This is a genomic window from Longispora sp. NPDC051575 (assembly GCF_040681875.1).
GTDB lineage: Bacteria > Actinomycetota > Actinomycetes > Mycobacteriales > Micromonosporaceae > Longispora.
Map to the genome: position 1 here is coordinate 222,001 of NZ_JBFAZP010000006.1, position 25,540 is coordinate 247,540.

Consider the following 25,540-nt stretch of genomic DNA (forward strand, 5'->3'; position numbering starts at 1 on the left):
CGGCTCGACCGGCGACATGGCCCCGGGGCGGTGACCTCGCAGGTCACCGCCCCGGGCCGTTTACGGGCGCACCGCCCTGGCCAATTCCGGGCGCACCGCCCGGGGCCGTTCAGCGCGCACCGCCCAGGTGTCAGGCGACCCGCGCCGCGCCCTGCTCGGCGGCCGGGGTCAGCGAAGCTGGCCGTCGGCGCGCGACCAGCGACAGCCCGAACCCGAGGCTGGCTACCGAGAACAGCACGATCGGCGGGCTGGGCAGCAGCACCGCCGCCACGGCCAGCAGGACCAGCGACGCGCCCAGCCCGAGCCAGGTGACCCCGACCAGCGGGGACGTCGACCGGGCCACGATCAGGAACAGCACCCCGACCAGCGCGATCGCGACCCCCGTCGCGATGCTGAACCCGTTGAGCAGGTCGCTCGTGCTGCGCGCGATGCCCCCGATCTCCAGGGTGTGCGCCTTCATCGCGGCGGTGATCGCCTCGTCCTCCGGCGGGGTCGGGCGGAGCGACATCAGGGTGTCGAGCACCGTGTGGCCGACGCCGGTGACGACCCAGGACCAGGCGCCGACACGGAACAGGGTGAGGGTCTTCATGGCAGGACCTTTCCTTCGGGGAGGGTGGGGGGTGTCCAGCCGGCCAGGGCGACCGCGCCCGACTCGGCGAACCGGGCCGGGGTCGCGGTCAGGGCCAGGTCGCGCAGTCGGGTGCCGAGGGGCGAGCCCGCCTGGAGGAACCGGCCGGCCGACCGGGACCGCCGGACGATCCGGGCGGCCCGGGGGCGGCGTTCGCGGTCGTAGCGGGCCAGCGCGGGGGCGACGTCGTCGGTGCCGAGGAGGGCGGCGAGGGTCACCGCGTCCTCCAGCGCCAGGCACGCGCCCTGGCCGAGGTTCGGGGTCATCGGGTGCGCGGCGTCGCCGACCAGGGCGACAGAGCCGACCGCCATGGGGGGTACGACGCGGATGCCGGCGAGCGGGTGGTGCAGCAGGTCGGCCGGGTCGGTGGCGGCGATCAGGTCGCCGACGGGGGCGTGCCAGCCGGCGAACCGGTCGGCGAGTTCGCGGAGCTGTGCGGCCGGCGGGGTGCTGCGCGCGGGGCCGGGGGCCGTGGCGTACCAGTAGACGCCGTCGGGGCCCAGCGGCGCGCACCCGAACCGCAGACCCGCGCCGAGCGTCTCGCCGAAGGTGGCGCCGGTCGGGGCTCGCCCGGCGGGGACCAGCGCCCGCCAGGCGACGTGCCCGGTGTCGAGGAGCAGGGACCGGGGCGCGAGGAGGCCCCGGATCGCGCTGCCGATGCCGTCGGCGCCCACGACCAGGTCGGCGTCGGGAAGGACGCGCACCTCGGTGCCGGTGCGCACGTCGACGGTCGGGCCCAGCGCGTCGAGGAGCAGGGCGTGCAGGGCGGGCCGGGCCACGGCCAGGGTGGGCGCGCCGAGCCGGGCGGCCACCCGGGCCGGGTCGATCCGGCTGAGCCAGCTGCCGTCGGGCCGCCGGAACCCGACCGATGCCACGGGGGTACCGATCCGGGCCACCCGTCCGCCGAGCCCCAGGGCCCGTAGGGCGTGTACCGCGTTGGCGGCCAGCAGCAGCCCCGCCCCGGCGGCCCCGATCGTGGGCTGTCTCTCCAGCAGGGTCACCCGCCAGCCGCTCCGGTCGAGCGCGCCCGCCACGGCCAGTCCGCCGATCCCGCCGCCCACGACGACGGCGTGCCCCTTGTGCCGCATCACACCACCAGCCCTCCACTACAGGTGTAGCGAACACTACGCCTGTAGCATCTGGGTGGTGCGTACCAGTGACACAGATCGCAAGACCCTGCTCGCCGACGCCGCGATCGGCCTCGTGGGCGACGACGGCCTGCGCGCCCTGACCCACCGGGCCGTCGAGACCCGCGCCGGACTGCCCGCCGGCACGTGCGGCTACCACTACCCGAGCCGGCGCGCGCTGCTCGGCGCCGTCCTCGGCCGGATCTCCGCACTGGACACCGTGGACGTCGAGGGCGTCGCGGCCCGCGCCCTGTCGGCGCCCCCCGAACCCGTCGCCGACCTGGCCGTGGAGCTGCTGACCCACTGGCTCGGGCCGGCCCGGGCCCGCAGCCGCGCCCGGATGCTGCTGATGCTCGATCCGCAGGCCCGCCAGGAGCTGGGCGCCGTCGGGGGCGCGCTGTCGCAGGGCTTCCTGACCCGGGGGGCGCGGTATTTCGGGACGCCGGAGCGGGCCCGGCTGTTCATCGCGCTGCTCGACGGACTGCTCGTGGACGAGCTGGTGCGTGGAGCGGTGCCGGTGGAGGTCGACGGGCTGCGGGAGCGGGTGCGGGTCGTGGTCGGGGCGTGGGAGGCGACCGGGGGCTGAGGCGGAAAAGGGTCCGGGCGGTGCCCCCCTCGGAGTCACCGCCCGGACCATCCCCCACTCAGAGCGCGAACCGCGCCCCGTACCGTTCCGCCAGCTCCGCCGCCCGGTCCGCGAACCCCGGCGTCTGGTCCCGGAACCGCAGCGGCCCGCCCGTCCACGGCGGGAACCCGATCGACAGGATCGCCCCCACGTTCACGTCCGGGCCGGCCGCGACGACCCCCTCCTCGACGCACCGGAGGGTCTCGACCGTCTGCGCGTACAGCAGCCGGTCCTGGATCTCCCCGAACGCGACCGCCCCAGCCTCCGGCCCGCCGAACGCCGACAGCCCCGGCCACAGCGCCTTCGGCTCGTCCTCCGGGTAGTCGTAGAACCCGCCGCCCGTGGACCGGCCCTTGCGGCCGAACTCCTCGACCATCCGGATCAGCACAGCCTCGCCGGGGTGGTGCGGGTAGGCGAACCCGTCGCGCTCGGCCGCCTTCAGGGTCTCCTGGCGCAGCTTGTACGGCAGGGTCAGCGTCACCTCGTCGATCACGGCGAGCGGCCCGACCGGGTACCCGGCCTGCTGGGCGGCCTGCTCGATCGTCGCGGCGGGTACGCCCTCGCCGAGCAGGGCGAGCCCTTCGAGGACGTAGGCCCCGAACACCCGGCTGGTGAAGAAGCCGCGCCGGTCGTTGACGACGATGGGCGTCTTCCTGATCTGGAGTACCACGTCATAGGCCCTGGCCAGGGTCTCGTCGCTCGTCTTGTCGGCGCGGACGATCTCGACGGGCAGCATCTTGTTCACCGGCGAGAAGAAGTGCAGCCCGACGAAGTTCTCACTCGCCCGGACGGCCGTGGCCAGTTCGGTGATCGGCAGCGAGGACGTGTTGGACGCCAGCAGCGCGCCGGGGGCCACGACCGGCTCCAGTTCGGCGAACAGCCGCTGCTTGAGGGCGGCGTCCTCGAAGACGGCCTCGATGACCAGGTCGCAGCCGGCGAGGTCGGCCACGGAATCGGTCGCCAGCACCCGGTCCATGATCTCCGGGGTGCGGCGGGCCATCCTCGCCACCGCGGCCTTCCCGCGCTCGGCGGCCTCCAGGGTCACGTCCTTGAGCACGACCTGCATCCCGGCCTTGGCACAGGAGAACGCGATGCCGGCGCCCATCATCCCGGCCCCCAGGACCGCCGCCTTCGTGGCCTTCCAGCGCGGCGGGCCGACCGGGCGCGAGGCCCCGCTGTTGATGGCCTGGAGGTCGAAGAAGAACGCGCCGATCATGTTCCGGGCGATCTGGCCGGTGGCGACGCTGACGAGGTACCGGCTCTCGATCCGCAACGCCGTGTCGACGTCGACCTGCGCGCCCTCCACGGCGGCGGCGAGGATCGCCCGGGGCGCGGGATAGTCGGCCCCCTTCAGCTCCCGGCTCAGGGTCGCCGCGAACGCGGGCAGCGTGCCGGCGAGCTTCGGGCTGGACGGGGTGCCGCCGGGCATCCTGTAGCCGGGCCGGTCCCAGGGCTGGGAGGCCTCCGGGTCGGACAGGATCCAGGCCCTGGCCCGGTCCAGCACCTCGGAACCGGGCGCGAGCTCGTCGACGATCCCGGCCTCCAGCGCGGCGGCGGGCCGGTGCCGCTGGCCGCGCAGCAGGACGTTCATCAGCGCGTCGGCGAGTCCGAGCATCCGCACCGTCCGGGTCACGCCGCCCGCGCCGGGGAGCAGGCCGAGCATGACCTCGGGCAGCCCGTACTCCGCGCGCGGGTCGTCCGAGGCGATCCGATGGTGGCAGGCCAGCGCCAGTTCCAGGCCGCCGCCGAGGGCCGTGCCGTTGACGGCCGCGACGACGGGCTTCCCGAGGGTTTCCAGCCGGCGGAGGTCGGCCTTGACCTCGGTGAGCATGTCGAACAGCACCTGGGCGGACGTGCCGGCCGACGTGGGCGCGGCGGCCGACGTGGGCGCGGCGGCCGACGTGGGCGGACCAGCCGACGCCCCGGCGCCCGGGCCGGCCGCCAGGAACTCGGTCAGTTCGGCCCCGGCGAGGAAGGCCCGCTTGCGCGAGGTGACGATGACGCCGCGCAGGTCCTCCTCGGCGACCAGCCGGTCGACCGAGGCCCGCAGGGAGGCCCGGAACTCGGCGTCCATGGTGGGCACGGCGCCCTCGTCGTCCAGGGCGAGGGTGACGATGCCGTCCGCGTCGCGGTCGTAGTGGAAGAAGGTCATCCGTCAGATCCGTTCGATAATCGTCGCGACGCCCATGCCGCCGCCGACGCAGAGGGTGATCAGTCCGTAGCGCTGGCCGCGCCGCTCCAGCTCGTCGAGGACGGTGCCGACGAGCATCGCGCCGGTCGCGCCCAGCGGGTGGCCGAGCGCGATGGCCCCGCCGTTGACGTTGACCTTCTCCGGGTCGATCTTCAGATCCCGGACCACCTTCATGGGTACGGCCGCGAACGCCTCGTTGATCTCCACCAGGTCCATCTGGTCGATGGTCAGGTCGGCCTTGGCGAGCGCCTTCTCGATGGCCGGGATCGGGCCGGTGAGCATGATGACCGGGTCGGCCCCGCTGACGGCCACGGACACCACCCTGCCGCGCGGGGTGAGCCCGAGTTCCTGGCCGGCGCGGGCGCTGCCGACGAGGACGAGGGCCGCGCCGTCGACGATGCCGGAGGAGTTGCCGGGGCCGTGCACGTGGTCGATCCGCTCCACGTGCGGGTACTTCTGCAGCGCCACCGCGTCGAAGCCGCCGACCTGGCCCATCACCTCGAACGAGGCGGGCAGGTTGCCGAGGCCCTCCAGGGTGCTCTGCGGCTTGATGAACTCGTCGTGGTCGAGGATGGTGAGGCCGTTGCGGTCGAGCACCGGCACCAGTGACCTGTCGAAACGGCCCTCGGAACGCGCGAGAGCGGCTTTGCGCTGCGACTCCAGCGCGTAGCTGTCGACATCGGTGCGCGAGAAGCCCTCCATGGTCGCGATCAGGTCCGCGCCGACGCCCTGGGGCACGAACCCGACCTGGTGGCTGGTCTCCGGGTCGGCGTACCAGGCGCCGCCGTCCGCGCCGATCGGCACCCGGGACATGGACTCGACACCCCCGGCGAGGATCAGTTCGTCCCAGCCGGAGCGGACCTTCTGCGCCGCGATGTTCACGGCCTCCAGGCCCGAGGCGCAGAACCGGTTGAGCTGGGTGCCGCCCACGGTCACCGGCAGCCCGGCGGCCAGCGCGGCGATCTTCGGCAGCACGCTGCCCTGGTCGCCGAGCGGGGACACGATGCCCATGATCACGTCGTCGATCCGGGCCGGGTCGAGCCCGGGGTTGCGCTCCAGGACGGCCCGGAGCAGGCCCACGGCGAGGGTCACCGGCTTGACCTCGTGCAGGGAGCCGGTCTTCTTGCCCCGGCCGCGCGGGGTGCGCAGCGTGTCGTAGATGAATGCCTCGGTCATCAGAGAAACCTCGCTATGAGTTCTTTCATGATCTCGTTCGTCCCGCCGTAGATCTTCTGGACTCTGGAATCAACATAGGCCCGCGCGACGGGGTACTCGGCCATGTAGCCGTACCCGCCGAACAGTTGCAGGCACTCGTCGACGACCGCGCACTGCTGTTCCGTGGTCCAGTACTTGGCCATCGCGGCCGTCTGGAGGTCCAGCTCGCCGGCCAGGTGGTTCCGGACGCAGTCGTCGACGAACACCCGGGCGACCCGGGCGGCCGTGGCGCACTCGGCGAGCTTGAACCGGGTGTTCTGGAACTTGATCAGCTCCCGGCCGAACGCCTCGCGCTGCTTCACGTAGTCGATGGTCAGGGCGAGCACGCCCTCGATCACGGCCACCGCGCTCACGGCGATGATCAGGCGTTCCTGGGGCAGCTGGGTCATGAGCTGGGCCATGCCGTCGCCCTCGTCGCCGAGCAGGTTCGCCACCGGCACCCGCACGCCGTCGAAGGCGAGTTCGCAGGTGTCCTGGCCGTGCGTCCCGATCTTGCGCAGCGGCCGGCCCCGGGTGAACCCCGGCACGGAGTCCCCCACCTCGACCACGAGCAGGGACAGCCCGCCCGGCGCCTGGGCGACGACGATCACCAGGTCACACAGGTACCCGTTGGTGATGAACATCTTCGAGCCGGTCAGGACGTAGTCGTCCCCGTCCCGGACCGCGCGGGTCGCCACGGCCTGGAGGTCCGACCCGGTGCCCGGTTCCGTCATGGCGATCGCCCCGACCAGCTCCCCGGACGCCATCCCCGGCAGCCAGCGCCGCTTCTGCTCCCCGGTGCCGTACTCCACCAGGTAGTGCGCCACGATCCCACTGTGCACGGCGTTGCCGAAGCTGGAGTCCATGGCGCGGGCCTGTTCCTCCAGCAGCACCGCCTCGTGGGCGAACGTGCCGCCCCCGCCCCCGTAGGCCTCCGGCACGCTCAGGCACAGCAGCCCGGCGGCCCCGGCCTTCCGCCACAGGTCGCGGTCGACGTGCCCCTGTTCGGCGAAGCGCTGCTGGTGCGGGGTCGACTCGCGGGCCAGGAACACCCGGGCGAGGTCCCGCAGCTGGTCAAGGTCAGACATACAGGGCCTCGATCTCCGATGAGTACTTCGCGTGGATGGCGCGCCGCCGCACCTTCCACGTCGGGGTCAGCTCGTCCCCGGAGGGCTGCCAGTCGGCGTCCAGGACCGCGTACCGCTTGATCTGCTCGACCCGGGACAGCCGTTCGTTGGCCCGCTCCACCGCCGCCGCCACCTCGCCCGCCACGTCCTCGTGCTCCGCCGCCAGAACGGGATCCAGCACGAGCAGCGCCACGTTGTAGGGCCGGCCGTCCCCCACGCACACCGCGTGCCCGATCAGCGCGCTCGCCGCCCGCAGCTGGCTCTCGATGTTCGCCGGGGACATGTTCTTGCCCGCCGCGTTGATGATGAGTTCCTTCTTGCGGTCGACGATGGTCACGTACCCGTCGGGGTCGATCGTCCCGATGTCCCCGGTGCGCAGCCAGCCGTCGGCGGTGAACAGCGCGGCCGTCGCCTCGGGGTCGTTGCGGTAGCCCCGGACCAGGATGTCGCCCCGGCAGAGCAGCTCCCCGTCGTCGGCGAGGGCCAGCTCCAGCCCCGGGTAGGGCTGGCCGATGGTGCCGCGCCGGACGGCGCCCGGCCGGTTCACGCACGCCCCGCCGGAGGTCTCGGTCAGGCCCCAGCCCTCCAGGATCTCGATCCCGAGGCCGGCGAAGAAGTCGAGCACCTCGACCGGGGTCGGCGCGGAGCCCACGATCAGCCAGCGGCACGCGTCGAGCCCCATCCGGGCCCGGACGGCCGCGCCGACCTCCGGGGTGAGCTCGGCGGGCAGCACGGGCTCCAGCATCGCCCGGAGCTTCTGCCACAGCCGGGGCACGGTGAACAGCACCGTGGGCCGGACCTCCGGCACCGTGGCCAGCAGCTCGTCCACCGAGGCGCAGCAGGTGACGGTGCCGCCGTTGACCAGGACGGCCGTGTAGTGCGAGATCCACCGGTCGGCCAGGTGCGCCATCGGCAGGTACGAGACGGTCCGCCCGCCGGCCGTGATGCCCAGCGCGGCACGGGCCCCGTTGATCTGGGCCAGGACCGTGCCGTGGTCGAGTTCGACGCCCTTGGGCGGCCCGGTGGTGCCGGAGGTGTAGATCAGGGTCACCAGGTCGCGGGGCCCGACCTCGGCCTCGACGAACCCGTCGCGCTCCAGGGCGGCCAGCTCGTCGACCAGGAGCACGGTGGGCACCCCGGCGGCCCGGACCCGGTCGGCGAACCGCGGTTCGGTGACGACGATCCGGGGCCCGGCGTCGGCGAACAGGTGCGCCAACTGCTCGGGCGAGCTCGTGTTGTACACCGCGAACGGCACCGCGCCGAGCAGCATCGCCGCGATGTCGACGACGTGGAACTCGGGCCGGTTGACCAGCATCGTCGCGATCGTGTCGCCCCGGCGCAGCCCGAGGGCGGCGAGCCCGGCGGCGAGGCGCTCGGCCCGGGTCACGAGCTGGGAGTACGTGAGTTCGAGGGTGCCGGCGGCGTCGCGCACGGCGATCTGGTCGGGGCGGGCGGCGGCCGTGATCCGCAGGGCCGCGCAGAGGGTGGGCGCCGCGAGGGCCGCGGGGTAGGCCTCTTCCGGTTCCATCCACGGTCTCCTCGTCAGTTTGCAAACAGTCTAGACTGCATGTGTTTTCTAGCACAGGCCGAGCCACGGAGGAAGACATGCCCGGACCGCTCTCCGGATTGAAGGTCGTCGAACTCGCCGGAATCGGCCCCGCGCCGTTCGCCGCGATGCTGCTGGCCGACCTGGGCGCGGAGGTGCTCCGGCTGGACCGCCCGGAGGGGTCCCTCCGGCTCGGCGAACCCGAGCACGACCTGCTCAACCGGGGCCGGCGGTCCGTGGCCGTGGACCTCAAGCACCCCGACGCCGCCACGCTGGTCCTGGGCCTGGTCGCGGGCGCCGACGTCCTCCTGGAGGGCTTCCGGCCCGGGGTCGCCGAACGGCTCGGACTCGGGCCCGAGGAGTGCCTCGCCGCCAACCCCCGGCTCGTCTACGGCCGGATGACCGGCTGGGGCCAGGACGGGCCGCTCGCGCACACCGCCGGGCACGACATCAACTACCTCGGGCTGACCGGGGCGCTGTCCGGGGTCGGTCGGGCCGGCGGGCCGCCGCAGGTGCCCATCAACCTGGTCGGGGACTTCGGCGGCGGGGCCATGTTCCTCGCCGTCGGCGTGCTCGCCGCCCTGTTCGAGGCGGGCCGCTCCGGGCGGGGCCAGGTGGTCGACGCCGCGATCGTGGACGGCTCGGCCCTGCTCACCACGATGGTGCACGGGCTGCTGCACGGCGGCTTCTGGCAGGACCGGCGCGGCACCAACCTCATCGACACCGGCGCCCCGTTCTACGACGTCTACGCCTGCTCCGACGGCGGCCACGTGGCCGTGGGGGCCCTCGAACCGCGGTTCTACGCGGCACTCCTCGCCGGCCTGGAGCTCACCGACGCGCCCGACCGGCACGACCCGTCCGAGTGGCCCGCCCTGCGCGCGGCGATCGCCGCCCGGTTCGCGACCCGGACCCGCGACGAGTGGGCCGCCGTGTTCGCCGACTCCGACGGGTGCGTGGCCCCGGTGCTGACGTTCCTGGAGGCCCCCGAGCATCCGCACCTCGCCGGGCGGGGCACGTTCGTGGCGCACGACGGGGTGGTCCAGCCGGCCCCCGCGCCCCGGTTCTCCCGCACACCCGGGGCGCTGGGCCGCCGGCCCGCCCGGCCCGGGGAGCACACGGTCGAGGCGTTGGCGGACTGGGGCGTGCCCGACATCGAGGGGCTGCTCGCGTCCGGCGCGATCATTCAAACCTGACCCGACGGGTACGCGGCCCCGCGCCGGAACCGTGCCTGCCCGGAGTCCCCGCCCGGGTGACCGGGTGCCCGGCCAGCGCTCGCCCGGAGCGCCGCGCACCCCTCGTACCCGTCGAAGGGTTCTAGGGTCTGTCGGCCTCGCGCAGCGTGGCCACGGCCATCCGCTTCCACGTCTCCAGCAGGTGCGCCCGGCGCTTCGGGTCCCCGCCGAGCAGCTCGTCCACGGCGATCCCCCGGTGCAGGTCGATCGTCAGCCAGCCGATCGTCTCCACCACCTTCGGATCGGCGGTCCCCGCGTACTTCCGGCACAGCTCCAGCGTCGCGTGCGCCAGGGTCCGGTCCACCGGCAGCATCACCGCCCGCAGCTCCGGGTCGTTGGCGCACGCCACCCACAGCTCGATCGACGCCTTGGCGAGCGGGCCGGAGAAGCCCTCCCACATCAGGTCGATCAGGGCCTCCATCCGGTCCGGGCCCTCGGGGAGGTTCTCGCCGACCAGGAGCACCCGTTCCGTCTGCTTGCGGGTCAGGTGCTCGATCGCGGCCGCCATCAGGCCGGCCTTCGTCGGGAAGTGGTGGAGCTGTGCCCCGCGCGACAGCTCCGCGCGGGTGCACACCTCCTGCATGGACGTGCGGGCGTACCCGATCTCGATCAGGCTCTCGACCGTCGCGTCGAGGAGCCGTTCGCGGGTCCGCTCACTGCGTTCCTGCCGGTTGGACGTCATGCCCGTCAGTATTACGCGGCGACGGCCACCGCCGCGCGCACCCGCCGCGCCGCCACGTCGTCCGCCGGGCACCGGCCCCGCACCGTGTACCGCTGCGCGAAGTCGGCCACCCGCTCCCGGATGTCGGCGGGCGCGCCGAGCCGGTCGAGCCCCTCGAGGGCCAGGTCGAAGCAGGCCGTGGCCGCCTCGGTCAGCCCCGGCTCGCCCAGGCCGCGCCGGGCCGCCGTCACCCAGTCGTGGTTCCGGCGCAGCGACCGCAGCGGGCGGACGATCTCGGCGGCCCGCTCGGCGGTCACCGCGTCGTCCATCAGACCGGTGACCAGCGCGACCGGGACGACCCAGTTCTCGCCGTCCTGCTGGTCGATCATGCGAAACTCCAGGTACCCGCGCGGGCGGACCGGCGGCACCAGCGTCCCCAGGTGCATCTCCAGGTCGATGTACGTCGCCGGGCGCGGGCCGCCGCCGCGCAGCCAGTCGCGCATCGTCAGCCCCTCGGGGGCCGTCCAGTCCGCGCCGTCCTCGGAGGCGACCACGGACACCTTCGCGGCCAGCGCGTAGCGGGCCCACTCCTTGCGCGGGTCGTCGGTCATCCGGGGCGCGCGGGTGCGCCCCGCGTCCATCGCGAAACGGAGCACCTGCCGGGTCGAACGCCACCGGTGCCCGCCGGCCGTACCGGGCGAGTTGGCGAAGATGGCCAGCAGCATCGGGCCCATCGCGTCGGCGAGCCACCAGCGCCGCCGGTAGCCGAGCCAGCCGTCCGTGTCGTCCCCGGAGTCCAGGCACACCTGCACCGAGGCGGAGTTGCACGCCACGACCCGGCCCTCGGGGCCCGAGCGGTCGTTGAACCGTTCCAGGGCCTCGTACCGGGGGGTGTCGAGCACCCGGAACGCCGGCCGGAGCATGTCCAGCCCGCCGCCCTCCAGGCGCAGCCCGGCGGCCTCCACGGCGGCGGTCAGCAGCGCCATGTCCGCTCGGGTGTTGGCGACGCACTCGGCGAGCGACGCGCCGACCCCGGAGCTGAGCTCCAACTGGCCGCCCGGCTCGATCGTGATCCGGCCGCCACCGGGCAACGGATCGGGCAGGTCGCGCACCGCGTCGCGCAACCGGTCGGGCGCCGGCCGGGACAGCGGGGCGCTCGGGTCGCGCACCAGCCATTCCAGCTCAGTACCGACCGAACCCACAGAACCGGCGCGGAACCCCGCGCTGGCCACATAGGCCGTAGCTTCTTTCTCGGACAGCATGTTCTGGATCAGCACTGCGTTCACCGCCCCCTCCTGCGGACCGACTGAATGCGACGACTAGACGCCTCACGGCACACGACGTGAGAGGTGTGCTCTATTAGCGGGCTCGGAAGCCATTTTGTCCAGCGACACCACCGATAATCGGCGCGTCTCCGGTTCGTGTCCCCAAGCGTCGCTCGGTTGGCACCACCCGGCCACCGTCACGCCACTAAGAAAGAACCACGAAACTGTAAACACCACGTGCCCGGCCGTCGCCCCGGAGGCACCCGGCGGGGTGCGATCCGACCACACGACAACGATCCAGCCGCCGGAACGGCACGGCCACCGGGGCAGCCCGGTATGCCCCGCGCGCGACCGCGGGCGTACCAGACTGTGGGACCGTCGCCATCATGACGGCTGGAGCCGGAAAGGTCGAGTCGGCCAGACGGGTCGTATCCGCGCAGAGACGCATTGCCAGGTGCCCGGCACATGGGAAAACGCCGCCCCTATAACCTCCGCACCGACAAAGATCGATTCGGCCGGACCGGTCAGGTCTCCGCAAACGCGTCGCCGCCTCGACCAGTCGGCCGACAAAGATCGATTCGGCCGATTGGTTAAGTCGGCGCGCCAGCGTACCTTGCCAGAATGAGACGCAGGTTCGTGCTGGTGGCTCTTGCGGTGGGGGCTCTGGTCACCCTCGCCTGGGCCGTGCCACTCGCGGCCGTCGCCTACCACTCGACCCGCACCCAGGTGCTGTTCCAGGCCGAGCGGGACGCCGACGCCCTGGCACAGTTCGCCCACACGACGGCGGACCCCGCCGAATTTCGCAAAGCACTCGCGATGCTGCCCGCCGAGCGCCAGACCCGGCTGGGCATGACCCTGCCCGACGGGACCACGATCGGCGGCGGCCGGCACGCCTCCGACGACGACTTCCTCCGCGCCCGGGTCAGCAAGAGCTCGATCACCGTGTCCACGCCGAAGGGCACGTCGTACCTGACGGCGATGGACGGCGTGGTCGTCGAGGGGTACGTGCCGCACGCCACCCTCACCCACGAGATGCGGACCGCGTGGGGCCTGCCCGCCCTCCTCGGCCTCGTCCTGCTCGTGATCGCGTGCTTCGTGGCGTCCTGGATGGCGCGGGGCGCGGTCCGGGCCAGCGAGGAGCTGGCCTTCGCGGCCCGGCGGCTCGGGGCCGGCGACGTGCACGTCCGGGTCGTCCCGGGCGGCCCGCCGGAGATCGCCACCGCCGGGGCCGCGTTCAACGAGATGGCCGAGCGGCTCCGGATCCTGCTCGCCAACGAGCGCGAACTGCTCGCGGACCTGTCGCACCGGCTGCGTACCCCGCTGACCGCCCTGCGGTTGAACGCCGAGGCGCTGCCGCCCGGCCTCGAACGCGACCGGGTGCTCGACGCCGCCCGGCAGACGGAGCAGGAGCTCAGTTCGATCATCGAGGAGGCCCGGGAGCCGCTGCACGACGTGGAGCCGGCCCGGTGCGACATCGCGGCGGTGGCCGCCGACCGGACGAAGTACTGGGCCGTGCTCGCCGCCGACCAGCGCCGCGCCTGGCGGGGCAAGGGCCTCACCGGGCAGGTACCGGTGGCCGTGGGCCGGGCCGACGCCGCCTCGGCGCTGGACACCGTGCTCGGCAACGTCTTCCAGCACACCCCGCCCGGCACCGCCTACCAGGTGTCCGTGCTCGCCGGCGAGGACCGGGTCCGGCTCGTGGTGGACGACGCGGGCCCCGGGATCGGCACCCCCGACGAGGCGATGCTGCGCGGGGTGAGCGGCGGGGAGTCCACCGGGCTGGGGCTGGACATCGCGCGCCGGGTCGCGGAGTCGACGGGCGGCGCGCTGACCGTGGGGCCGAGCCCGCTGGGCGGGACCCGGATCACGCTCGCGTTCCGCCGCTAGGCGGGGACCGGACCACGTCGGGCACCGGACACCCGCGTGCCCGCCGGCCGCACGCCCCGCCTGGACGGGCGCCCCGCGCGCCCTACTCCGGCGCGACGAGCTTGACGCCCACGCCCCGCACCGTGTGCAGGTACTTCGGCTGGGCCGCCGACTCCCCCAGCTTCCGGCGCAGCCAGGACACGTGCACGTCGATGGTCTGGTCGTCCCCGCCGTACGGCGTGTGCCAGACCTCGGTCAGCAGCTCGCGCCGCCCGACCACCCGGCCGGGCCGGGCCGCCAGATAGGCCAGCAGGTCGAACTCGCGCTTGGACAGCCGCAGCGGGGTGCCGTCGAAGCTCGCGTCGCGGGCCCCGAGGTCCAGGCGCAGGCCGCCCACCTCGATCAGCTCGGCGGCGTGCTCGCGGGGCGTGGCCCGGCGCAGGACGGCCGAGATCCGGGCGGCCAGGTGGTCGGCGGAGAACGGCTTGATCAGGTAGTCGTCCGCTCCGGCGTTGAGCATCCGGATGATCTCGTACTCCGTGTCACGGGCCGTCGCGATCAGGACCGGCACCCGGGACACGGCGCGGATCATCGAGAGCGTGACGGACCCGTCGAGATCGGGCAGCCCAAGGTCCAGCACGACGACATCCGGGTCCCATCCGGTCACCTCCCTGATGCCCGTCATGGCCTCACCGACAGCGCGCACCACATGGTCACGCTGAGTAAGGGCACGAACCAGAGCCACGCGGATCTCCGCGTCATCCTCAACCAGCAGCACCCGGGCCATAATGTGACCGTAATCTAGGGTTGCCTTTGGGCCAAGGTTCGGGAGAATAACGACGTGCGTCGTGCTCTCGGCATTGTCGCCGCCTGGACCTCCGTCACTGTCGTGGCGGTGACCGTGGCGTGGCTCGGCGTGCGCGCATCTCGGCCGGCCACTCTCGCCGATGTCCCGAATTTCCCGATTCCTGCCGCCAGGCCTTCACTCAAAGTAGTAGCTACGCTGCCGCCAGTGACGCCTCCGCCGCCCCGCATCGGCCAGCCGGCGGGCCCCACCCGGACTCCCGGCGTGCCGCCGACGTCCGCTGGGCGGACGCCCGGCGGCGCCCCGTCGCCGACTCCGACCATGAACATCCTGGTCGACGAGGAGAACAGCCCCACCCCGAACACCAAGACGACGCCGAAACCGACCCCGACTCCGGACATGAAGACCACCCCCACCCCGGAGACCACATTCGGGCCGAACCGGGCGACCGTCGCGCCGACGACGTCGAGCGCGGCCCCGAAGGTGCGCAACGCCTCCGCGAGCGGCGGCTCGGCGATGTTCTACTACTCGGCCGGCAAGGTGGACCTCATCGAGCTCGCCCCGTGCAGCGGGTACTCGTACGAGGCGTACCGGCTGGAGGCGGACTACATCGTGGTCCGGTTTGTCGGGTACGATCACGTGAGCACGATATATGCCTATTGGTCGAAGTCGCGCCAACCGACCATAACAGTGTACGAAGAGGACTATTAGTCCGTTTTCTCGGTGTGCGACGTTTTTGCCACACCCCGTGACTTCCGCCGGCACGGCCCGTTGGTCCCCGTGATCAACAATCCCCGGCCCTGGAGGTCTGTCCCATGTCGACGGTCCGTGTCCGTCGTACCGCCCCGGCGCTGCTCGTCCTGCTGACCGGCGTGCTCGCGACCCCGGCCTCCGCGCACGCCGGCACCCCGGTGTGCCACCCCGCCCCCTACACGGCCTCCGCCGACGCGACCCTGTTGCACCTCGGCCTGCTCGACCTGCGCCCGCTGGGCGTCGGACTCCCGCCCCTCGCCGACGCGCGGGTCGCCACCGCGCACGCCGACGTCGACAGCACCCGGCGGACCGCCACGACCGCCGAGGCCCGGTACGCCGACGCGCAGCTCCTCGGCCTGTCCGTACCGCTGCCCGGCGCGGTGGCCCGCCAGACCGCGCCCGCCGACAACCCGCGCCCCGTCAGCACCGTCGCCCGGGCCCTCGACGCGGGCGGCCTGGTCGGCGCGCGGGTCGGCGAGTCCACCGCCTCGGCCCGCTGGCAGGACCAGTACGGCTGTGGGCACCTGGCGGCCCTCAGCGCCGCCAGCACGGCCGTGACGAGCGCGGAGGTGCTCCAGGGTGGGGCGCCGCACCTGCCGCTCCTGGAGAGCCTCCTGGGCGGCGTGACCCGGCCCACCCCGCTCGTCCGGATCAGCTCCGTCGCCAGCGCCCGCACGGCCACCGAGACGGTCCGGCTCCCCGGCGGCGGGGTCGGCGTCTCCGCCACCGCCGCCACCGGCATCGCCGACGTGTCCCTGTTCGACCAGATCCGGGTCCGGGTCCTGCACCAGCCGAGCCTGACCGTGGTCTCCGCGGCCCGGCGGTCCGAGGCGGCGGTCCGCTACGACGCGCCGCTGCTGGAGGTCACCCTCCCCGGCGGCCAGGTCCAGCGGCTCGACACCCCGGAGGCCACCGTCGACACCACCGTGGCCGCCCGCGCGCTGCCGGGCCGGATCGTCTCGGACCGGGCCACGGCGGTGCTCGGCGTGCGGCTGACCGTCGGGCAGGTCACGTCCGAGGTCACCGACCGGGGCGCGGTGCGCGCCGGGGCCGCCACGCTGCGGCTGCGGGTCACCCTGGCCGGGGCGACGGTCGCCGACCTCGGGCTGGGCCTGCTGTCGGTGGCGGCGACCGCACCGGGTTCGCAGGGGTCGACGCCCACGCCCGGGACCCCCTCCGAATCCGGGTACCCGCACCCGACCGGCACGCCCGGGCACCCGTCGACCGCGACGCCCACCCCGCCCGGCGGCCCGGGCTCCCCGACCCCGGTGGTGCTGTCGTCCGGCGGCGGGGGGCTGCCGGTCACCGGCGCGCAGATCGCCGGGTACGCGGCCGGCGGGCTCGCGCTGGTCGGCGGCGGGCTGCTGCTGCTCCGGCTCGCCCGGCGCCGGCGGAACGGGTTCGAGGCGTAGCGGCCCGGCGCCCCGGCGGGACGGCACCGGGGCGCGGCGGCGTCCGGGCGTGGGGCCCGCACCGGTCCCGCGCTCGGGCCCCGGGACCGGAAGGCGGGGCGCCCAGGCCCCGTACCCGGAAAAAAGGGGTGTGGTCCGGCGGACATCGTGTCCGCCGGACCATGTCCCCGCGCCCCTAGGGTTCGCTGGGACAGACGCCGTCTTCGATAGGGGGAAGCCATGCCTGAGCTGCGCCCGGCAGGGCTCATAGGCTCGGTGGAACGGGCTCTCGGGGTCCTGGAGGCCATCGCGGAATGTGGTGACGGGGCCAGCGCCAAGGCCGTCGCCCGCAGGACCGAACTACCCTTGCCCAGCGCGTACCGGATGCTGGGCACCCTGCACTACCACGGGTACCTGATCCGCAACGACGACGGCAGCTACGGCCTCGGCGAGCAGCTCGCGACCCTCTACGAGCACTGGTACCGCAAACTGGACCTCGACCCGGCCGTCCGGCTGATCCTCCGCGACGTGCACAAACGGGTCGGCGCGCCCGCCTACTTCGGCCGGCTCCGCGACGGGGCCGTCACCGTGGTCGACGCCGTGGACTGCCCCGAGACGCCCCGCGCTCCCTTCACGACGGCCCGGCTGCGGTCCGTCGGCGAACGCAGCGCCCTCGGCCGCGCCCTGCTCAGCGCGGTGAGCGACGAGGAACGCCGCGAGTACCTGAGGGACCGGTCGCCCGACGCCCGGCTCGCCCACGTCCTGGCCACCGCCCGCCGGACCGGCGTCGCCTCCGACGTCGGCGAGTTCCTCCCGCCCCATGCCGCGATCGCCGTGCCGGTGCGCTCCCCCAACGGGCATCTGCACGGGGCGCTCGCGGTGACGGTGCCCGTCCTCGCGTACGCCGACCGGCGCGCCGAGGTCGAACGCGTCCTGCGGCAGTGCGCGCTGACCCTGATCAAACTGCTGACCGTCGAGTAGGGACAGTCATTCATCAACTGAACATGACTTATCAGCACAACAGGAGATTCCAGTAAAGTTCGAGGATGACCTACGCCGACCGTCTGCGAGCGGCCCGTGAGGGTCTCGTCACCCGGCTGGCCACGGTCGGTCCACTCTGGGTGCTCGACGATGTCGAGGCCGGGGTGGTGACGCTGCGCCAGTCCGCCGGCTCGGACCGCCAGGTGACGGTGCGGGCGCTCGGCGGCAGTGTCCGCGGCTACTCCTACCAGGTGCAGCTGCTGGTCCGGCAGATCGACGGCAGCTGGGCGGTGTCGATCGGGCCGAAGTCGTTCTCGTATCCGGGGCACGCGATCTGGTTCGCGACGACCCTGTTGAACAGCTACGGCTGATACCGGCACGGCCCGGGCACGTGGCTACGGCCGGTTTTCGTGGCCTGCGGCTACGGCCGGGTCCGCCGGCGCGGCCGGGTGAACGTGTGCGTGCGGACCTCCACCGGCAGGCCGAGCGCCGTCAGGTCCCCCGCCAGCGCGCGCGGGTCGACCTCCAGCCGGGACCGGGACCGCTCCGGCCCCCGGCCCACGTCCAGCTCCACGGACACCCCGGCGGCGTGCGGCTCCCCGCCGTCCTGCACGTGTTCGACGAGGACGATGCCGTGCAGCCGGGCCACGGGCACCAGCTCCGACCGGCCGAGCCGGACGACCCGGACCTGGGTCGGCGCGTCGGGCGGGGACAGCTCCAGGCGGCAGATCTGCCGGGCGCCGACGACGGTGAGGACCAGGTAGTAGGCGAAGAGGATGAGGCCGAGGGCGGTCAGCGCGTGGGCCGTGCCGCCGGAATTGCCGGGGAACAGCTGGAACAGGCCGGCGATCACGCCGACCGGCAGCGCCGCGAGCACCGCGGCCACGAGGGTGCCGACGACCAGGTAGCGGGCCAGCGCGCCGGAGGTGCCGCCGCCGGGACGCAGGACGAGATGCACGCCGTCATCCCGGTGCCGCAAGACCATCGCCCCACAGTAACGCGCCGGCTACCCGCGTCCACCCCGGAGTTCGGGAGGCGCCGCGAGGCCCGGTCGGCGGCGTCCCGGGCCGCCGCGCACCACGACCTCGGCACCAGGCCCGACACCGGCGGCGACCGGCCTGGGCCCAAGGTGCCGGCGGCGTGGGTGCCGGCGGCGACCGGCCCGGGCTCAGGGCGCGGGCGGCAGGTCCGCCCGGGAGGCCACCCCGAGCTTGCGGATCGCCGTCGCCACATGCTGCTCCACCGTCCGGGGCGACAGGAACAGCACGTCCGCGATCTCCCGGTTGGTCTGGCCGGCCGCCGCGAGCGCCGCGACCTCCCGCTCCCGGGGGGACAGCAGCCTGCCGTAGCCGGGCCGGCCGCCCCGTTGCGCGGGCACCACCCCGTGCACCCTCAGGGTGTACCGGCACCGCGCCGCGTCCCACCCCGCCCCCAGCAGCGCGAACCGTTCGGCGACCGCCCCCAGTTCCGCGAGCCCGGCCGTCCGGTCCGCCGTGCCGGGCGCCGGGAACGTACCGGCGTTGCCGAGCCGGTCCCGGGCGGCGGCCTCGGCGGACAGCGCGGCCTCGTACGGCCGGGGCAGGGCCGCGTAGCGCTCCTCGGCGGCGGCGTACTCGCCCCGGCAGTACGCCAACGCGGCGGCGGCCAGTGGCGCGTCCGCGCCGTCGATCGCGGTCGCGTACTCCGCCACCAGGGCGTCCACCGGCCGGCCCGCCCGGCGCAGCGCGGTCACCGCCCACGGCAGCAGTTCCGCCGCCCAGGTCCAGATGCCCTTGAGCCGGATCCGGGCCACGGCCTCGTCGGCGAGCCGGGCCGCGCCGGCCACGTCGTCGTTGCCGAGCAGCAGCCGGATCTGCGCCCCGGACGCGGCGGCGACCACGGGGACGGCGGCCTCGGCCGCCCAGCCCAGTCCGGACGCGTGCAGCCGGGCGTCCGCCTGGGGCCGGTCGCCCCGGGCCAGGGCGAGCAGGCCGAGGACGAGGTTGCCCTCGGCGGCCCACCACTGGTTGGCGGCCCGGTCGACCTCCGCCGTGACCCGTTCGGCGAGCCCCGACCAGTGGCCCCGGGCCCAGTCCAGCCGGAACGCCGTCCCGTTCGAGGCGGTGTCGTACGGCCGGACGGCCAGCAGGCTGCCGGCCCTCAGGAAGTCCTCGGCGGCCCGGTAGTGCCCGAGCCAGGCGGCGGCGTCCGCGAGGTTGCTCAGCCCCCGGCACACCTGTCGGCGGCGGCCGGGTTCGTCCCCGAGGGCGACGAGCCGTTCGGCGACCTGCCACGCCTCGGGGTCGCCGGTGACCATCAGCAGCGCCGCCTGGTTGGCCAGCACCGCCGTACTGACCGCCGGGTCCTCGTCCCCGCACGCGGCCGCCCGGGCCAGGTACTCCCGGTGCGCCCGCAGATCCCCCGGCGGCATGTACGGGAACCCGAGCGCCGCCAGCGCCCGCGCGGTCAGCGGCGGTTCGGCGGGGGTCTCCCGGAGCGCCTGGTCCAGGACCCACCGGCCCTCGCCCTCGTGGCCGAGCCGGTCCATGAGGACGGCGCCGAGGTCCGAGCCGAGTTCGGCGCGCGCGGCGGCCGGCAGCCGAGGGTCCTCGATCATCCGGCGCAGCAGCTCCAGGTCCTCCTCCGTACTCTCCGCCAGCAGGTCGCGGAGCAGCCCCACCACGACCTCCAGGTCACCGTCGGCCAGGCAGCTCTCGGCGGCCTCCTCGGCGAACCGGAGCCAGTCGGCGCGCTGGCCCCCGAGGCGGCTGTGCCGGGCGAGGGCGGCGGGCACCCCCTGGCCGGTGAGCGCCGCCGCCGCGCGCAGGTGCATCCGGCGCCGGACCGGGCCGGGGACCAGGGCGTAGCCGGCGTGGGCGGCCAGCGGGGACCGGTACCCGTAGAGGAGCCCCGGGTGTTCCACCAGGATCCCGGCCCGCAGCGCGCCCAGCAGCCCGTCGGCACCGGCGACGGCGGCCAGGGTGTCCTCCGGGGCCGGGTCGTGCAGGACGGCCGCCGCCTGGGCGGTGGCGAGGGCGGGGCCGCGCAGCCGGGCGAGCCGGGCCCCGACGAGCGCGGCCAGGGTGGGCGCGTCGCCGTGCCGGAGCAGTTCCGCGATCACCCCGGCGACCCCGCCGCTGGCGGCGACGAGCACCTGGGCGGCCGGGTCCCAGCGGGCGACGTCGGCGGCAGTGAGCGGGGCCAGCCGGACGGTGGTGCACGGCAGCGGGGTGGTCACCAGGCCGAGCGGGGAGCCGGGGGCGGGGAGTTCCTCGGGGCGGTAGGTGACGACGAGGCGCAGGTCGCGCGGCGGGCGGGCCAGGACCCAGCGGAGCAGGTCGCGGGAGTCGGGGTCGAGCCACTGGGCGTCCTCGACGACGACGAGGCCGGTCAGCAGGGTGCGGAGCCGGCGCATCGTGGCGAGCCGGTCGACCCCGGCCCCGGCGTCGGCCGGCGACGGGGCGGAACCGTCGGCGGGACCGGACAGCGGCCCGGCGGTCTCGAACGGCGCCCACGGCACCGGCCGGTCCAACGGCGGGCACGCCAACCTCAGCGCCGGACGGTCACCGAGCCACTCGCGGAGCAGTCGGGAGGTCCCCGCCCCGGCCTCGCCCTCGACGAACACGACCCAGGACTCGGACGACGTCGTCGCCCGCAGGGTGGCGAGGACGCCGTCGCGGCCGACGAACGGAGTCGTAGTCATGGATCCGTCCACCTAACCACAGGAGTTGTTCACGTGTCCCCTACGGATGGATACCCGGATCGCCGAACCGGGAGCATCCTCCCGGGTAGGTGTCGCACACCCGCCTCGGGCGCCTCCCGCACCCGGCCCCGCACACGCACTGGCGGCCGGGCCCTCGGCGGGTGGGCGAGCACGGTGCCCCCGTCGCACTCCGCAGCGGCGACGGGGGTATCCGTCGCCCCAAAGGCACAAAACCCCTTTTCCGGGTACGCCCCGGCACCGATCCGCTCTCCGCCGGCCATACGGTGCCCGCAGGTCGCCAGGGTCCACGCATCCTGGGCGTGCGGCGATCCGCGTCAATACAATGGGTCATACCCATGCGACGCATGGTGATCAATTCGTCCTGTGGGGACTGTGCGGAATCGTGGCGCTACAGGCCCTCTGGCTTGCGAATATGCGTCTACCTGGGCACTTGTAGATCTTCGCGCGGCAGTGAAAGGATTTGTTAAAGAGCGAACCAGGACGGGCGACGTGGTTGGTCGCCGGGACGCCCGTCCCGATTCTCACGGAAGAACTGGAGCCACTCGTGGAGCAGCGTCCATTCAACGCCTCCCCTGTCTATCACGGGGAAACCCGCCCCGCCACGTGGCCGGTGGGCAAATGGCAGGTCGTGCGCACCCGGCTGCCGCGCGACTCGGCCGGCAGCGAGCTGGTGCTGGAGTGCACCGAACTGCGGGACCGGGGCCAGGCGCTGGCCATGTTCGACCGCTGGCGCGACGACCCGGCCGTCGCGGCGGGCGAGCAGCGGATCAAGGTGGTCGAACTCGAGTCGTGAGCCGTTGGGGGCCCACGACCCGAGCGTCCGCCGGCCGGAGTTCCCCGGCCGTGCCTGTCAGCCGAGCAGCAACATCGGCCGTTCGACCCGGTCGGCGACGTAGCGCAGGTAGCCGCCGGCCACCCCGCCGTCGCACACCCGGTGGTCGAAGGTGAGACCCATCTGGGTCACCTTCCGCACGGAGAGCTGACCGTCCACCACCCACGGCTTGTCGATGATCCGGCCGACGCCGAGCATCGCCGCCTCCGGGTGGTTGATGATCGGGGTGGAGCCGTCGACTCCGTACCCGCCGTAGTTGTTCAGCGTGAACGTGCCGCCCGTCATGTCCGCCAGCCCCAGCCGGCCGGCGCGGGCCAGCTCCACCAGGCGGACGATCTCGTCGGCCAGTTCCACCGTGGACAGCAGGTGCGCGTCCCGGATGACCGGCACCACGAGGCCCCGCTCGGTCTGCGCGGCGAACCCGAGGTTCACGTACGGCAGCCGGACGAGCTCGTCGCCGTCCACCTGCGCGTTGAGCTGCGGGTAGCGCAGCAGGCCGGCGACCGTGATCCGGGCGAGCAGGGCCAGGACGCCGACCTTGTGGTCCGGGTAGCCGGCGGCCAGCTCGTTCTTCGCGTTCATCAGGCCCGTGGCGTCCACGTCGACCCAGGTGGTGGCGTCGGGGATCTCGCGGCGGCTGCGGGTCAGCCGGTCGGCCATGGCCTTGAGCTGGCCCTTGATCGGGACCCGCTCGTCGAGCAGACCCAGGCGACGGGTACCGGCCGGAGCGGTCGCCCGCGGCACCACGGCCAGCGCCGGCGCCGGAACCCGGGCCGCCTCGATCGCGGACTCGACGTCCCGGCGGGTGACGATGCCGCCGAGGCCGGAGCCGGCGAGGGCCGCGACGTCGACCGCGTTGTCGGCGGCCAGGCGGCGGACGATGGGCGAGATGACGAGCGGGGCCCGCTTCTCGGCCACGGCGGTGCCGGTGCCGTTGACGCCGGGGGCGGCCGTGGCGGTGGTGCCCGCACCGGTGGCCGTCGCGCCGTTCGGGGCGTGGCCGGCCGGGACCGCGCCCAGCCGGCGACGGCGGCGGCCGGTCATCTCGGCGGTGCCGTAGCCGACGAGGACGTTGCCGGAGCCCTTCGACTCGGGCTCCTTCGCCCCGGCCCGCTCCTCGTCCCGGTACGTGTCGGGCGTGACCTTGCCGTCGGGCGAGCCGATCGTGATCAGGGGCTTGCCGACGTCCACGACCGAACCGGCCGCGCCGTGCAGCTCCAGCACGGTGCCCGCGTAGGGGCACGGGACGTCCACGGCCGCCTTCGCCGTCTCGACCACGACCACGATCTGGTCGATGCCGACCGTGTCGCCGACCGCGACCCGCCACTCGAGGACCTCGGCCTCGGTCAGCCCCTCCCCCAGGTCGGGAAGGTTGAAGACGGACGTCATCGGGACCCCACGAACGGCACGTCGTCCCACTGGAGCCGGGCGATGGTGTCCAGGACCCGGTCGACGCCGGGCAGGTGGTGGTGCTCCAGCTTCGGCGGCGGGTACGGGATGTCGTAGCCGGCCACCCGCAGTACCGGGGCGGCGAGGGCGTGGAAGCAGCGCTCCTGCACCCGGGCCGCCATCTCCGCGCCGACCCCGGCGAAGCCGGACGCCTCGGTGACGACGACACAGCGCCCGGTCTTGCGGACGGACGCCTCGATGGTCGCGTCGTCGTACGGGTTGATGGTGCGCAGGTCCACGACCTCGACGCTCCAGCCGTCCTCGACGGCGGCGTCGGCGGCGGCCATCGCCACGGGCATCGACGGGCCGTAGGCGAGCAGGGTCACGTCGGTGCCGGCCCGGCGGACCTCGGCGCGGCCGAACGGGGCGGTCGCGGCCGGCAGGGACACCTCGTCCTTGGACCAGTACAGCTTCTTGGGCTCCAGGAAGACGACCGGGTCGGGATCGTTGATCGCCTCGCGGAGCAGCGAGTACGCGTCCGCGACCGTCGACGGGGCCACGACCTTCAGGCCGGGGGTGTGCGCGTAGTACGCCTCGGAGGAGTCGCAGTGGTGCTCCACGCCGCCGATCCCGCCCGCGTACGGCACCCGGATGACGATGGGCAGCGTGATCGCACCCCGGGTCCGGTTCCGCATCTTGGCCACGTGCGACAGGATCTGCTCGAACGCCGGGTACGCGAACGCGTCGAACTGCAGCTCCACGACGGGCCGGAACCCGGCCATGGCCATCCCGATCGCGAAGCCCATGATGCCGGCCTCGGCGAGCGGGGTGTCGAAGCACCGGTCCTCGCCGAAGTCGCGGGTCAGCCCGTCGGTGATCCGGAAGACCCCGCCGAGCGCGCCGACGTCCTCGCCGAACACGACCACCCGGTCGTCGTCCTTGAGCGCGTCGCGCAGGGCGGTGTTGAGGGCCTGGGCCATGGTGACCGTCGGCGCGGCCAGGGCGGTGGTGCTCATTCGGCGGCCAGTTCTTCGAGGAGCTGCGCGCGCTGGGCGACGAGCTGGGGGGTGGGCGTGGCGTAGACGTGCTCGAACAGGTCGGTCGGGGTGAGGACCGGGTCGGCGTTCATCCGCTCGCGCAGGTTCGCCGCGTACACCTCGGCCTCGTCCTTGATCTGGGCCTCGAGGGCGTCGTCGAGCGCCCCGACGGACCGCAGGTGGGCGGCCAGCCGCGCGACCGGGTCCTTGGTGCGCCACTCCTCGACCTCGCCGGCCTCCCGGTAGCGGGTCGCGTCGTCGGCGTTGGTGTGCGCGTCGATCCGGTAGGTGTGCGCCTCGACGAGGAACGGGCCGTTGCCGCTGCGGCCGTGCTCGACGGCGGCGAGCATCACGGCGAGCACCGCGACCGGGTCGTTGCCGTCGACCCGCTCGGAGCGGACGCCGTAGCCGACGCCCTTGTAGGCCAGCGACGGGGCCTTGGTCTGCTTGGCCAGCGGGACGCTGATCGCGTACCCGTTGTTCTGCACCAGGAACACCACCGGCGCGCTGAACACGGCGGCGAAGTTGAGCGCCTCGTGGAAGTCGCCCTCGCTGGTCGCGCCGTCGCCGATGAACGCGAGCGCGACGGAGTCGTTGCCCTTGCGCTTCTCGCCGTAGGCCACGCCGGCCGCGTGGATGGTCTGGGTCGCCAGCGGGGTGCACTGCGGGGCGGTGCGCCAGGCGGCGGCGTCGTAGCCGCAGTGCCAGTCGCCGCGCAGCAGGGTGAGCGCCTCGACCGGGTCGATGCCCCGGGTGGCCAGGGCGACGGACTCGCGGTAGGTCGGGAACATCCAGTCGTCGGCGCGCAGGGCGAGCACGCCGCCGACCTGGCAGGCCTCCTGGCCGTGACTCGACGGGTACACGGCGAGCCGGCCCTGCTTGGTCAGCGCGGTGCACTGCTGGTCGAAGCGACGACCGACGACCATCTTCCGGTACGCCTGGACGAGCAGCTCCACCGGCGGCTCGCCGTAGCCGTCGTGCTCGTCGACGCGGGCGCCCCGCTCGTCCAGGAAGCGGATGGGGCGCTCGGCGGGCAGCAGCGCGCTCGCGGCCTTGGCCTCGGGACTGGTCCTGGCGACCGCCCGCGCCGGGGCCTTGGGCGTCTTACCCCGTGTCGACGTCGTTGTCATATCCGCATGGTGCCGCGTTTCGAGACGCCTGATCAACCTGGTCTCCCAGGTCGCGAC

Annotated in this window: 22 protein-coding genes; 8 read left to right on the forward strand and 14 right to left on the reverse strand. The window is 73.9% G+C overall.

The features are described 5' to 3' along the window. Positions 1-130: 130 nt before the first annotated feature. Both AB0M43_RS18550 and AB0M43_RS18555 read right to left on the reverse strand, forming a co-directional pair. A complete protein-coding gene (locus tag AB0M43_RS18550; protein ID WP_363726165.1) occupies positions 131-589 on the reverse strand; it encodes a hypothetical protein in 459 nt (152 codons plus the stop codon). Beyond that, positions 586-1,716, reverse strand: coding sequence for an FAD-dependent monooxygenase (locus tag AB0M43_RS18555; protein ID WP_363726167.1), 1,131 nt, complete (start codon positions 1,714-1,716; stop codon positions 586-588). The genes AB0M43_RS18550 and AB0M43_RS18555 overlap by 4 nt, the downstream gene beginning before the upstream one ends. 58 nt (positions 1,717-1,774) lie before the next feature. Here AB0M43_RS18555 and AB0M43_RS18560 point away from each other — a divergent pair, with 58 nt between their 5' ends. Next, positions 1,775-2,341 carry a hypothetical protein gene (locus tag AB0M43_RS18560; RefSeq protein WP_363726168.1) on the forward strand — a complete coding sequence of 189 codons (567 nt, stop codon included), beginning with the start codon at positions 1,775-1,777 and terminating at the stop codon, positions 2,339-2,341. A 58-nt stretch (positions 2,342-2,399) separates the two neighbouring features. On the opposite strand, the gene AB0M43_RS18565 is transcribed toward AB0M43_RS18560, so the two are convergent. Genes AB0M43_RS18565 through AB0M43_RS18580 form a run of 4 tightly spaced genes read right to left on the reverse strand, consistent with a single transcriptional unit; the run spans position 2,400 to position 8,420 of the window. Beyond that, positions 2,400-4,532, reverse strand: coding sequence for a 3-hydroxyacyl-CoA dehydrogenase NAD-binding domain-containing protein (locus AB0M43_RS18565; RefSeq protein WP_363726170.1), 2,133 nt, complete (start codon positions 4,530-4,532; stop codon positions 2,400-2,402). Positions 4,533-4,535: 3 nt separating this feature from the next. Then, positions 4,536-5,747, reverse strand: coding sequence for an acetyl-CoA C-acetyltransferase (locus AB0M43_RS18570; protein WP_363726172.1), 1,212 nt, complete (start codon positions 5,745-5,747; stop codon positions 4,536-4,538). Beyond that, entirely contained in the window at positions 5,747-6,853 is a 1,107-nt protein-coding gene (locus AB0M43_RS18575) for an acyl-CoA dehydrogenase family protein (protein WP_363726174.1), read from the reverse strand. The genes AB0M43_RS18570 and AB0M43_RS18575 overlap by 1 nt, the downstream gene beginning before the upstream one ends. Further along, entirely contained in the window at positions 6,846-8,420 is a 1,575-nt protein-coding gene (locus tag AB0M43_RS18580) for an AMP-dependent synthetase/ligase (RefSeq protein WP_363726176.1), read from the reverse strand. The genes AB0M43_RS18575 and AB0M43_RS18580 overlap by 8 nt, the downstream gene beginning before the upstream one ends. Before the next feature lie 77 nt (positions 8,421-8,497). On the opposite strand from AB0M43_RS18580, the gene AB0M43_RS18585 reads away from it, so the two are divergent. Continuing rightward, on the forward strand, positions 8,498-9,631 hold the full coding sequence (locus AB0M43_RS18585) for a CaiB/BaiF CoA-transferase family protein (protein ID WP_363726177.1): 1,134 nt from the start codon (positions 8,498-8,500) through the stop codon (positions 9,629-9,631). A 121-nt stretch (positions 9,632-9,752) separates the two neighbouring features. Here the strand turns inward: AB0M43_RS18585 and AB0M43_RS18590 are convergent, their stop codons facing one another. Both AB0M43_RS18590 and AB0M43_RS18595 read right to left on the reverse strand, forming a co-directional pair. Continuing rightward, positions 9,753-10,352 carry a TetR/AcrR family transcriptional regulator gene (locus tag AB0M43_RS18590; RefSeq protein WP_363726179.1) on the reverse strand — a complete coding sequence of 200 codons (600 nt, stop codon included), beginning with the start codon at positions 10,350-10,352 and terminating at the stop codon, positions 9,753-9,755. Between the two features lie 11 nt (positions 10,353-10,363). Beyond that, a complete protein-coding gene (locus tag AB0M43_RS18595) occupies positions 10,364-11,617 on the reverse strand; it encodes a glutamate-cysteine ligase family protein (RefSeq protein ID WP_363726181.1) in 1,254 nt (417 codons plus the stop codon). A gap of 600 nt (positions 11,618-12,217) precedes the next feature. Here AB0M43_RS18595 and AB0M43_RS18600 point away from each other — a divergent pair. Then, positions 12,218-13,483 (forward strand): HAMP domain-containing sensor histidine kinase, encoded by a 1,266-nt coding sequence (locus AB0M43_RS18600; protein WP_363726183.1) that lies wholly within the window; start codon positions 12,218-12,220, stop codon positions 13,481-13,483. 82 nt (positions 13,484-13,565) lie between these two features. Here AB0M43_RS18600 and AB0M43_RS18605 read toward each other — a convergent pair whose 3' ends face one another. Continuing rightward, positions 13,566-14,249 (reverse strand): response regulator transcription factor, encoded by a 684-nt coding sequence (locus tag AB0M43_RS18605; protein WP_197004746.1) that lies wholly within the window; start codon positions 14,247-14,249, stop codon positions 13,566-13,568. A 339-nt stretch (positions 14,250-14,588) separates the two neighbouring features. Here AB0M43_RS18605 and AB0M43_RS18610 point away from each other — a divergent pair, with 339 nt between their 5' ends. The 4 genes from AB0M43_RS18610 (at position 14,589) to AB0M43_RS18625 (ending at position 17,763) form a co-directional block, all read left to right on the forward strand. After that, complete coding sequence (locus tag AB0M43_RS18610) at positions 14,589-14,978, forward strand: hypothetical protein (protein ID WP_363726185.1); 390 nt, start codon at positions 14,589-14,591, stop codon at positions 14,976-14,978. Between the two features lie 104 nt (positions 14,979-15,082). Continuing rightward, positions 15,083-16,432 carry a hypothetical protein gene (locus tag AB0M43_RS18615; protein WP_363726187.1) on the forward strand — a complete coding sequence of 450 codons (1,350 nt, stop codon included), beginning with the start codon at positions 15,083-15,085 and terminating at the stop codon, positions 16,430-16,432. 255 nt (positions 16,433-16,687) lie between these two features. Continuing rightward, entirely contained in the window at positions 16,688-17,392 is a 705-nt protein-coding gene (locus tag AB0M43_RS18620) for a helix-turn-helix domain-containing protein (protein WP_363726189.1), read from the forward strand. 65 nt (positions 17,393-17,457) lie between these two features. Further along, positions 17,458-17,763, forward strand: a complete 306-nt coding sequence (locus AB0M43_RS18625; protein ID WP_363726191.1) for a hypothetical protein — start codon at positions 17,458-17,460, stop codon at positions 17,761-17,763. Positions 17,764-17,813: 50 nt separating this feature from the next. Here AB0M43_RS18625 and AB0M43_RS18630 read toward each other — a convergent pair whose 3' ends face one another. Both AB0M43_RS18630 and AB0M43_RS18635 read right to left on the reverse strand, forming a co-directional pair. Next, entirely contained in the window at positions 17,814-18,377 is a 564-nt protein-coding gene (locus AB0M43_RS18630; RefSeq protein WP_363726193.1) for a hypothetical protein, read from the reverse strand. 183 nt (positions 18,378-18,560) lie between these two features. Beyond that, positions 18,561-21,074, reverse strand: a complete 2,514-nt coding sequence (locus tag AB0M43_RS18635) for a LuxR C-terminal-related transcriptional regulator (protein WP_363726195.1) — start codon at positions 21,072-21,074, stop codon at positions 18,561-18,563. 565 nt (positions 21,075-21,639) lie between these two features. Here AB0M43_RS18635 and AB0M43_RS18640 point away from each other — a divergent pair. Next, a complete protein-coding gene (locus AB0M43_RS18640; RefSeq protein WP_363726197.1) occupies positions 21,640-21,888 on the forward strand; it encodes a hypothetical protein in 249 nt (82 codons plus the stop codon). 57 nt (positions 21,889-21,945) lie between these two features. Here the strand turns inward: AB0M43_RS18640 and AB0M43_RS18645 are convergent, their stop codons facing one another. The 3 genes from AB0M43_RS18645 to pdhA are packed head-to-tail and all read right to left on the reverse strand — an operon-like array spanning position 21,946 to position 25,483. Then, positions 21,946-23,316, reverse strand: a complete 1,371-nt coding sequence (locus AB0M43_RS18645; RefSeq protein WP_363726199.1) for a dihydrolipoamide acetyltransferase family protein — start codon at positions 23,314-23,316, stop codon at positions 21,946-21,948. Then, on the reverse strand, positions 23,313-24,332 hold the full coding sequence (locus tag AB0M43_RS18650; RefSeq protein WP_363726200.1) for an alpha-ketoacid dehydrogenase subunit beta: 1,020 nt from the start codon (positions 24,330-24,332) through the stop codon (positions 23,313-23,315). The genes AB0M43_RS18645 and AB0M43_RS18650 overlap by 4 nt, the downstream gene beginning before the upstream one ends. Then, positions 24,329-25,483: a pyruvate dehydrogenase (acetyl-transferring) E1 component subunit alpha gene (pdhA, locus tag AB0M43_RS18655; RefSeq protein WP_363726202.1), complete on the reverse strand. Its 1,155-nt coding sequence runs from the start codon at positions 25,481-25,483 to the stop codon at positions 24,329-24,331. Before pdhA ends, AB0M43_RS18650 begins: the two co-directional genes overlap by 4 nt. Positions 25,484-25,540 lie beyond the last annotated feature (57 nt).

Bases quoted from the DNA above. Each gene is read 5' to 3' on its own strand.
- AB0M43_RS18550 (WP_363726165.1), bottom strand. From the start codon at position 589: ATGAAGACCCTCACCCTGTTCCGTGTCGGCGCCTGGTCCTGGGTCGTC.
- AB0M43_RS18555 (WP_363726167.1), bottom strand. From the start codon at position 1,716: ATGCGGCACAAGGGGCACGCCGTCGTCGTGGGCGGCGGGATCGGCGGA.
- AB0M43_RS18565 (WP_363726170.1), bottom strand. From the start codon at position 4,532: ATGACCTTCTTCCACTACGACCGCGACGCGGACGGCATCGTCACCCTC.
- AB0M43_RS18570 (WP_363726172.1), bottom strand. From the start codon at position 5,747: ATGACCGAGGCATTCATCTACGACACGCTGCGCACCCCGCGCGGCCGG.
- AB0M43_RS18575 (WP_363726174.1), bottom strand. From the start codon at position 6,853: ATGTCTGACCTTGACCAGCTGCGGGACCTCGCCCGGGTGTTCCTGGCC.
- AB0M43_RS18580 (WP_363726176.1), bottom strand. From the start codon at position 8,420: ATGGAACCGGAAGAGGCCTACCCCGCGGCCCTCGCGGCGCCCACCCTC.
- AB0M43_RS18585 (WP_363726177.1), top strand. From the start codon at position 8,498: ATGCCCGGACCGCTCTCCGGATTGAAGGTCGTCGAACTCGCCGGAATC.
- AB0M43_RS18590 (WP_363726179.1), bottom strand. From the start codon at position 10,352: ATGACGTCCAACCGGCAGGAACGCAGTGAGCGGACCCGCGAACGGCTC.
- AB0M43_RS18600 (WP_363726183.1), top strand. From the start codon at position 12,218: ATGAGACGCAGGTTCGTGCTGGTGGCTCTTGCGGTGGGGGCTCTGGTC.
- AB0M43_RS18605 (WP_197004746.1), bottom strand. From the start codon at position 14,249: ATGGCCCGGGTGCTGCTGGTTGAGGATGACGCGGAGATCCGCGTGGCT.
- AB0M43_RS18610 (WP_363726185.1), top strand. From the start codon at position 14,589: ATGAACATCCTGGTCGACGAGGAGAACAGCCCCACCCCGAACACCAAG.
- AB0M43_RS18615 (WP_363726187.1), top strand. From the start codon at position 15,083: ATGTCGACGGTCCGTGTCCGTCGTACCGCCCCGGCGCTGCTCGTCCTG.
- AB0M43_RS18625 (WP_363726191.1), top strand. From the start codon at position 17,458: ATGACCTACGCCGACCGTCTGCGAGCGGCCCGTGAGGGTCTCGTCACC.
- AB0M43_RS18630 (WP_363726193.1), bottom strand. From the start codon at position 18,377: ATGGTCTTGCGGCACCGGGATGACGGCGTGCATCTCGTCCTGCGTCCC.
- AB0M43_RS18635 (WP_363726195.1), bottom strand. From the start codon at position 21,074: ATGACTACGACTCCGTTCGTCGGCCGCGACGGCGTCCTCGCCACCCTG.
- AB0M43_RS18645 (WP_363726199.1), bottom strand. From the start codon at position 23,316: ATGACGTCCGTCTTCAACCTTCCCGACCTGGGGGAGGGGCTGACCGAG.
- AB0M43_RS18650 (WP_363726200.1), bottom strand. From the start codon at position 24,332: ATGAGCACCACCGCCCTGGCCGCGCCGACGGTCACCATGGCCCAGGCC.
- pdhA (WP_363726202.1), bottom strand. From the start codon at position 25,483: ATGACAACGACGTCGACACGGGGTAAGACGCCCAAGGCCCCGGCGCGG.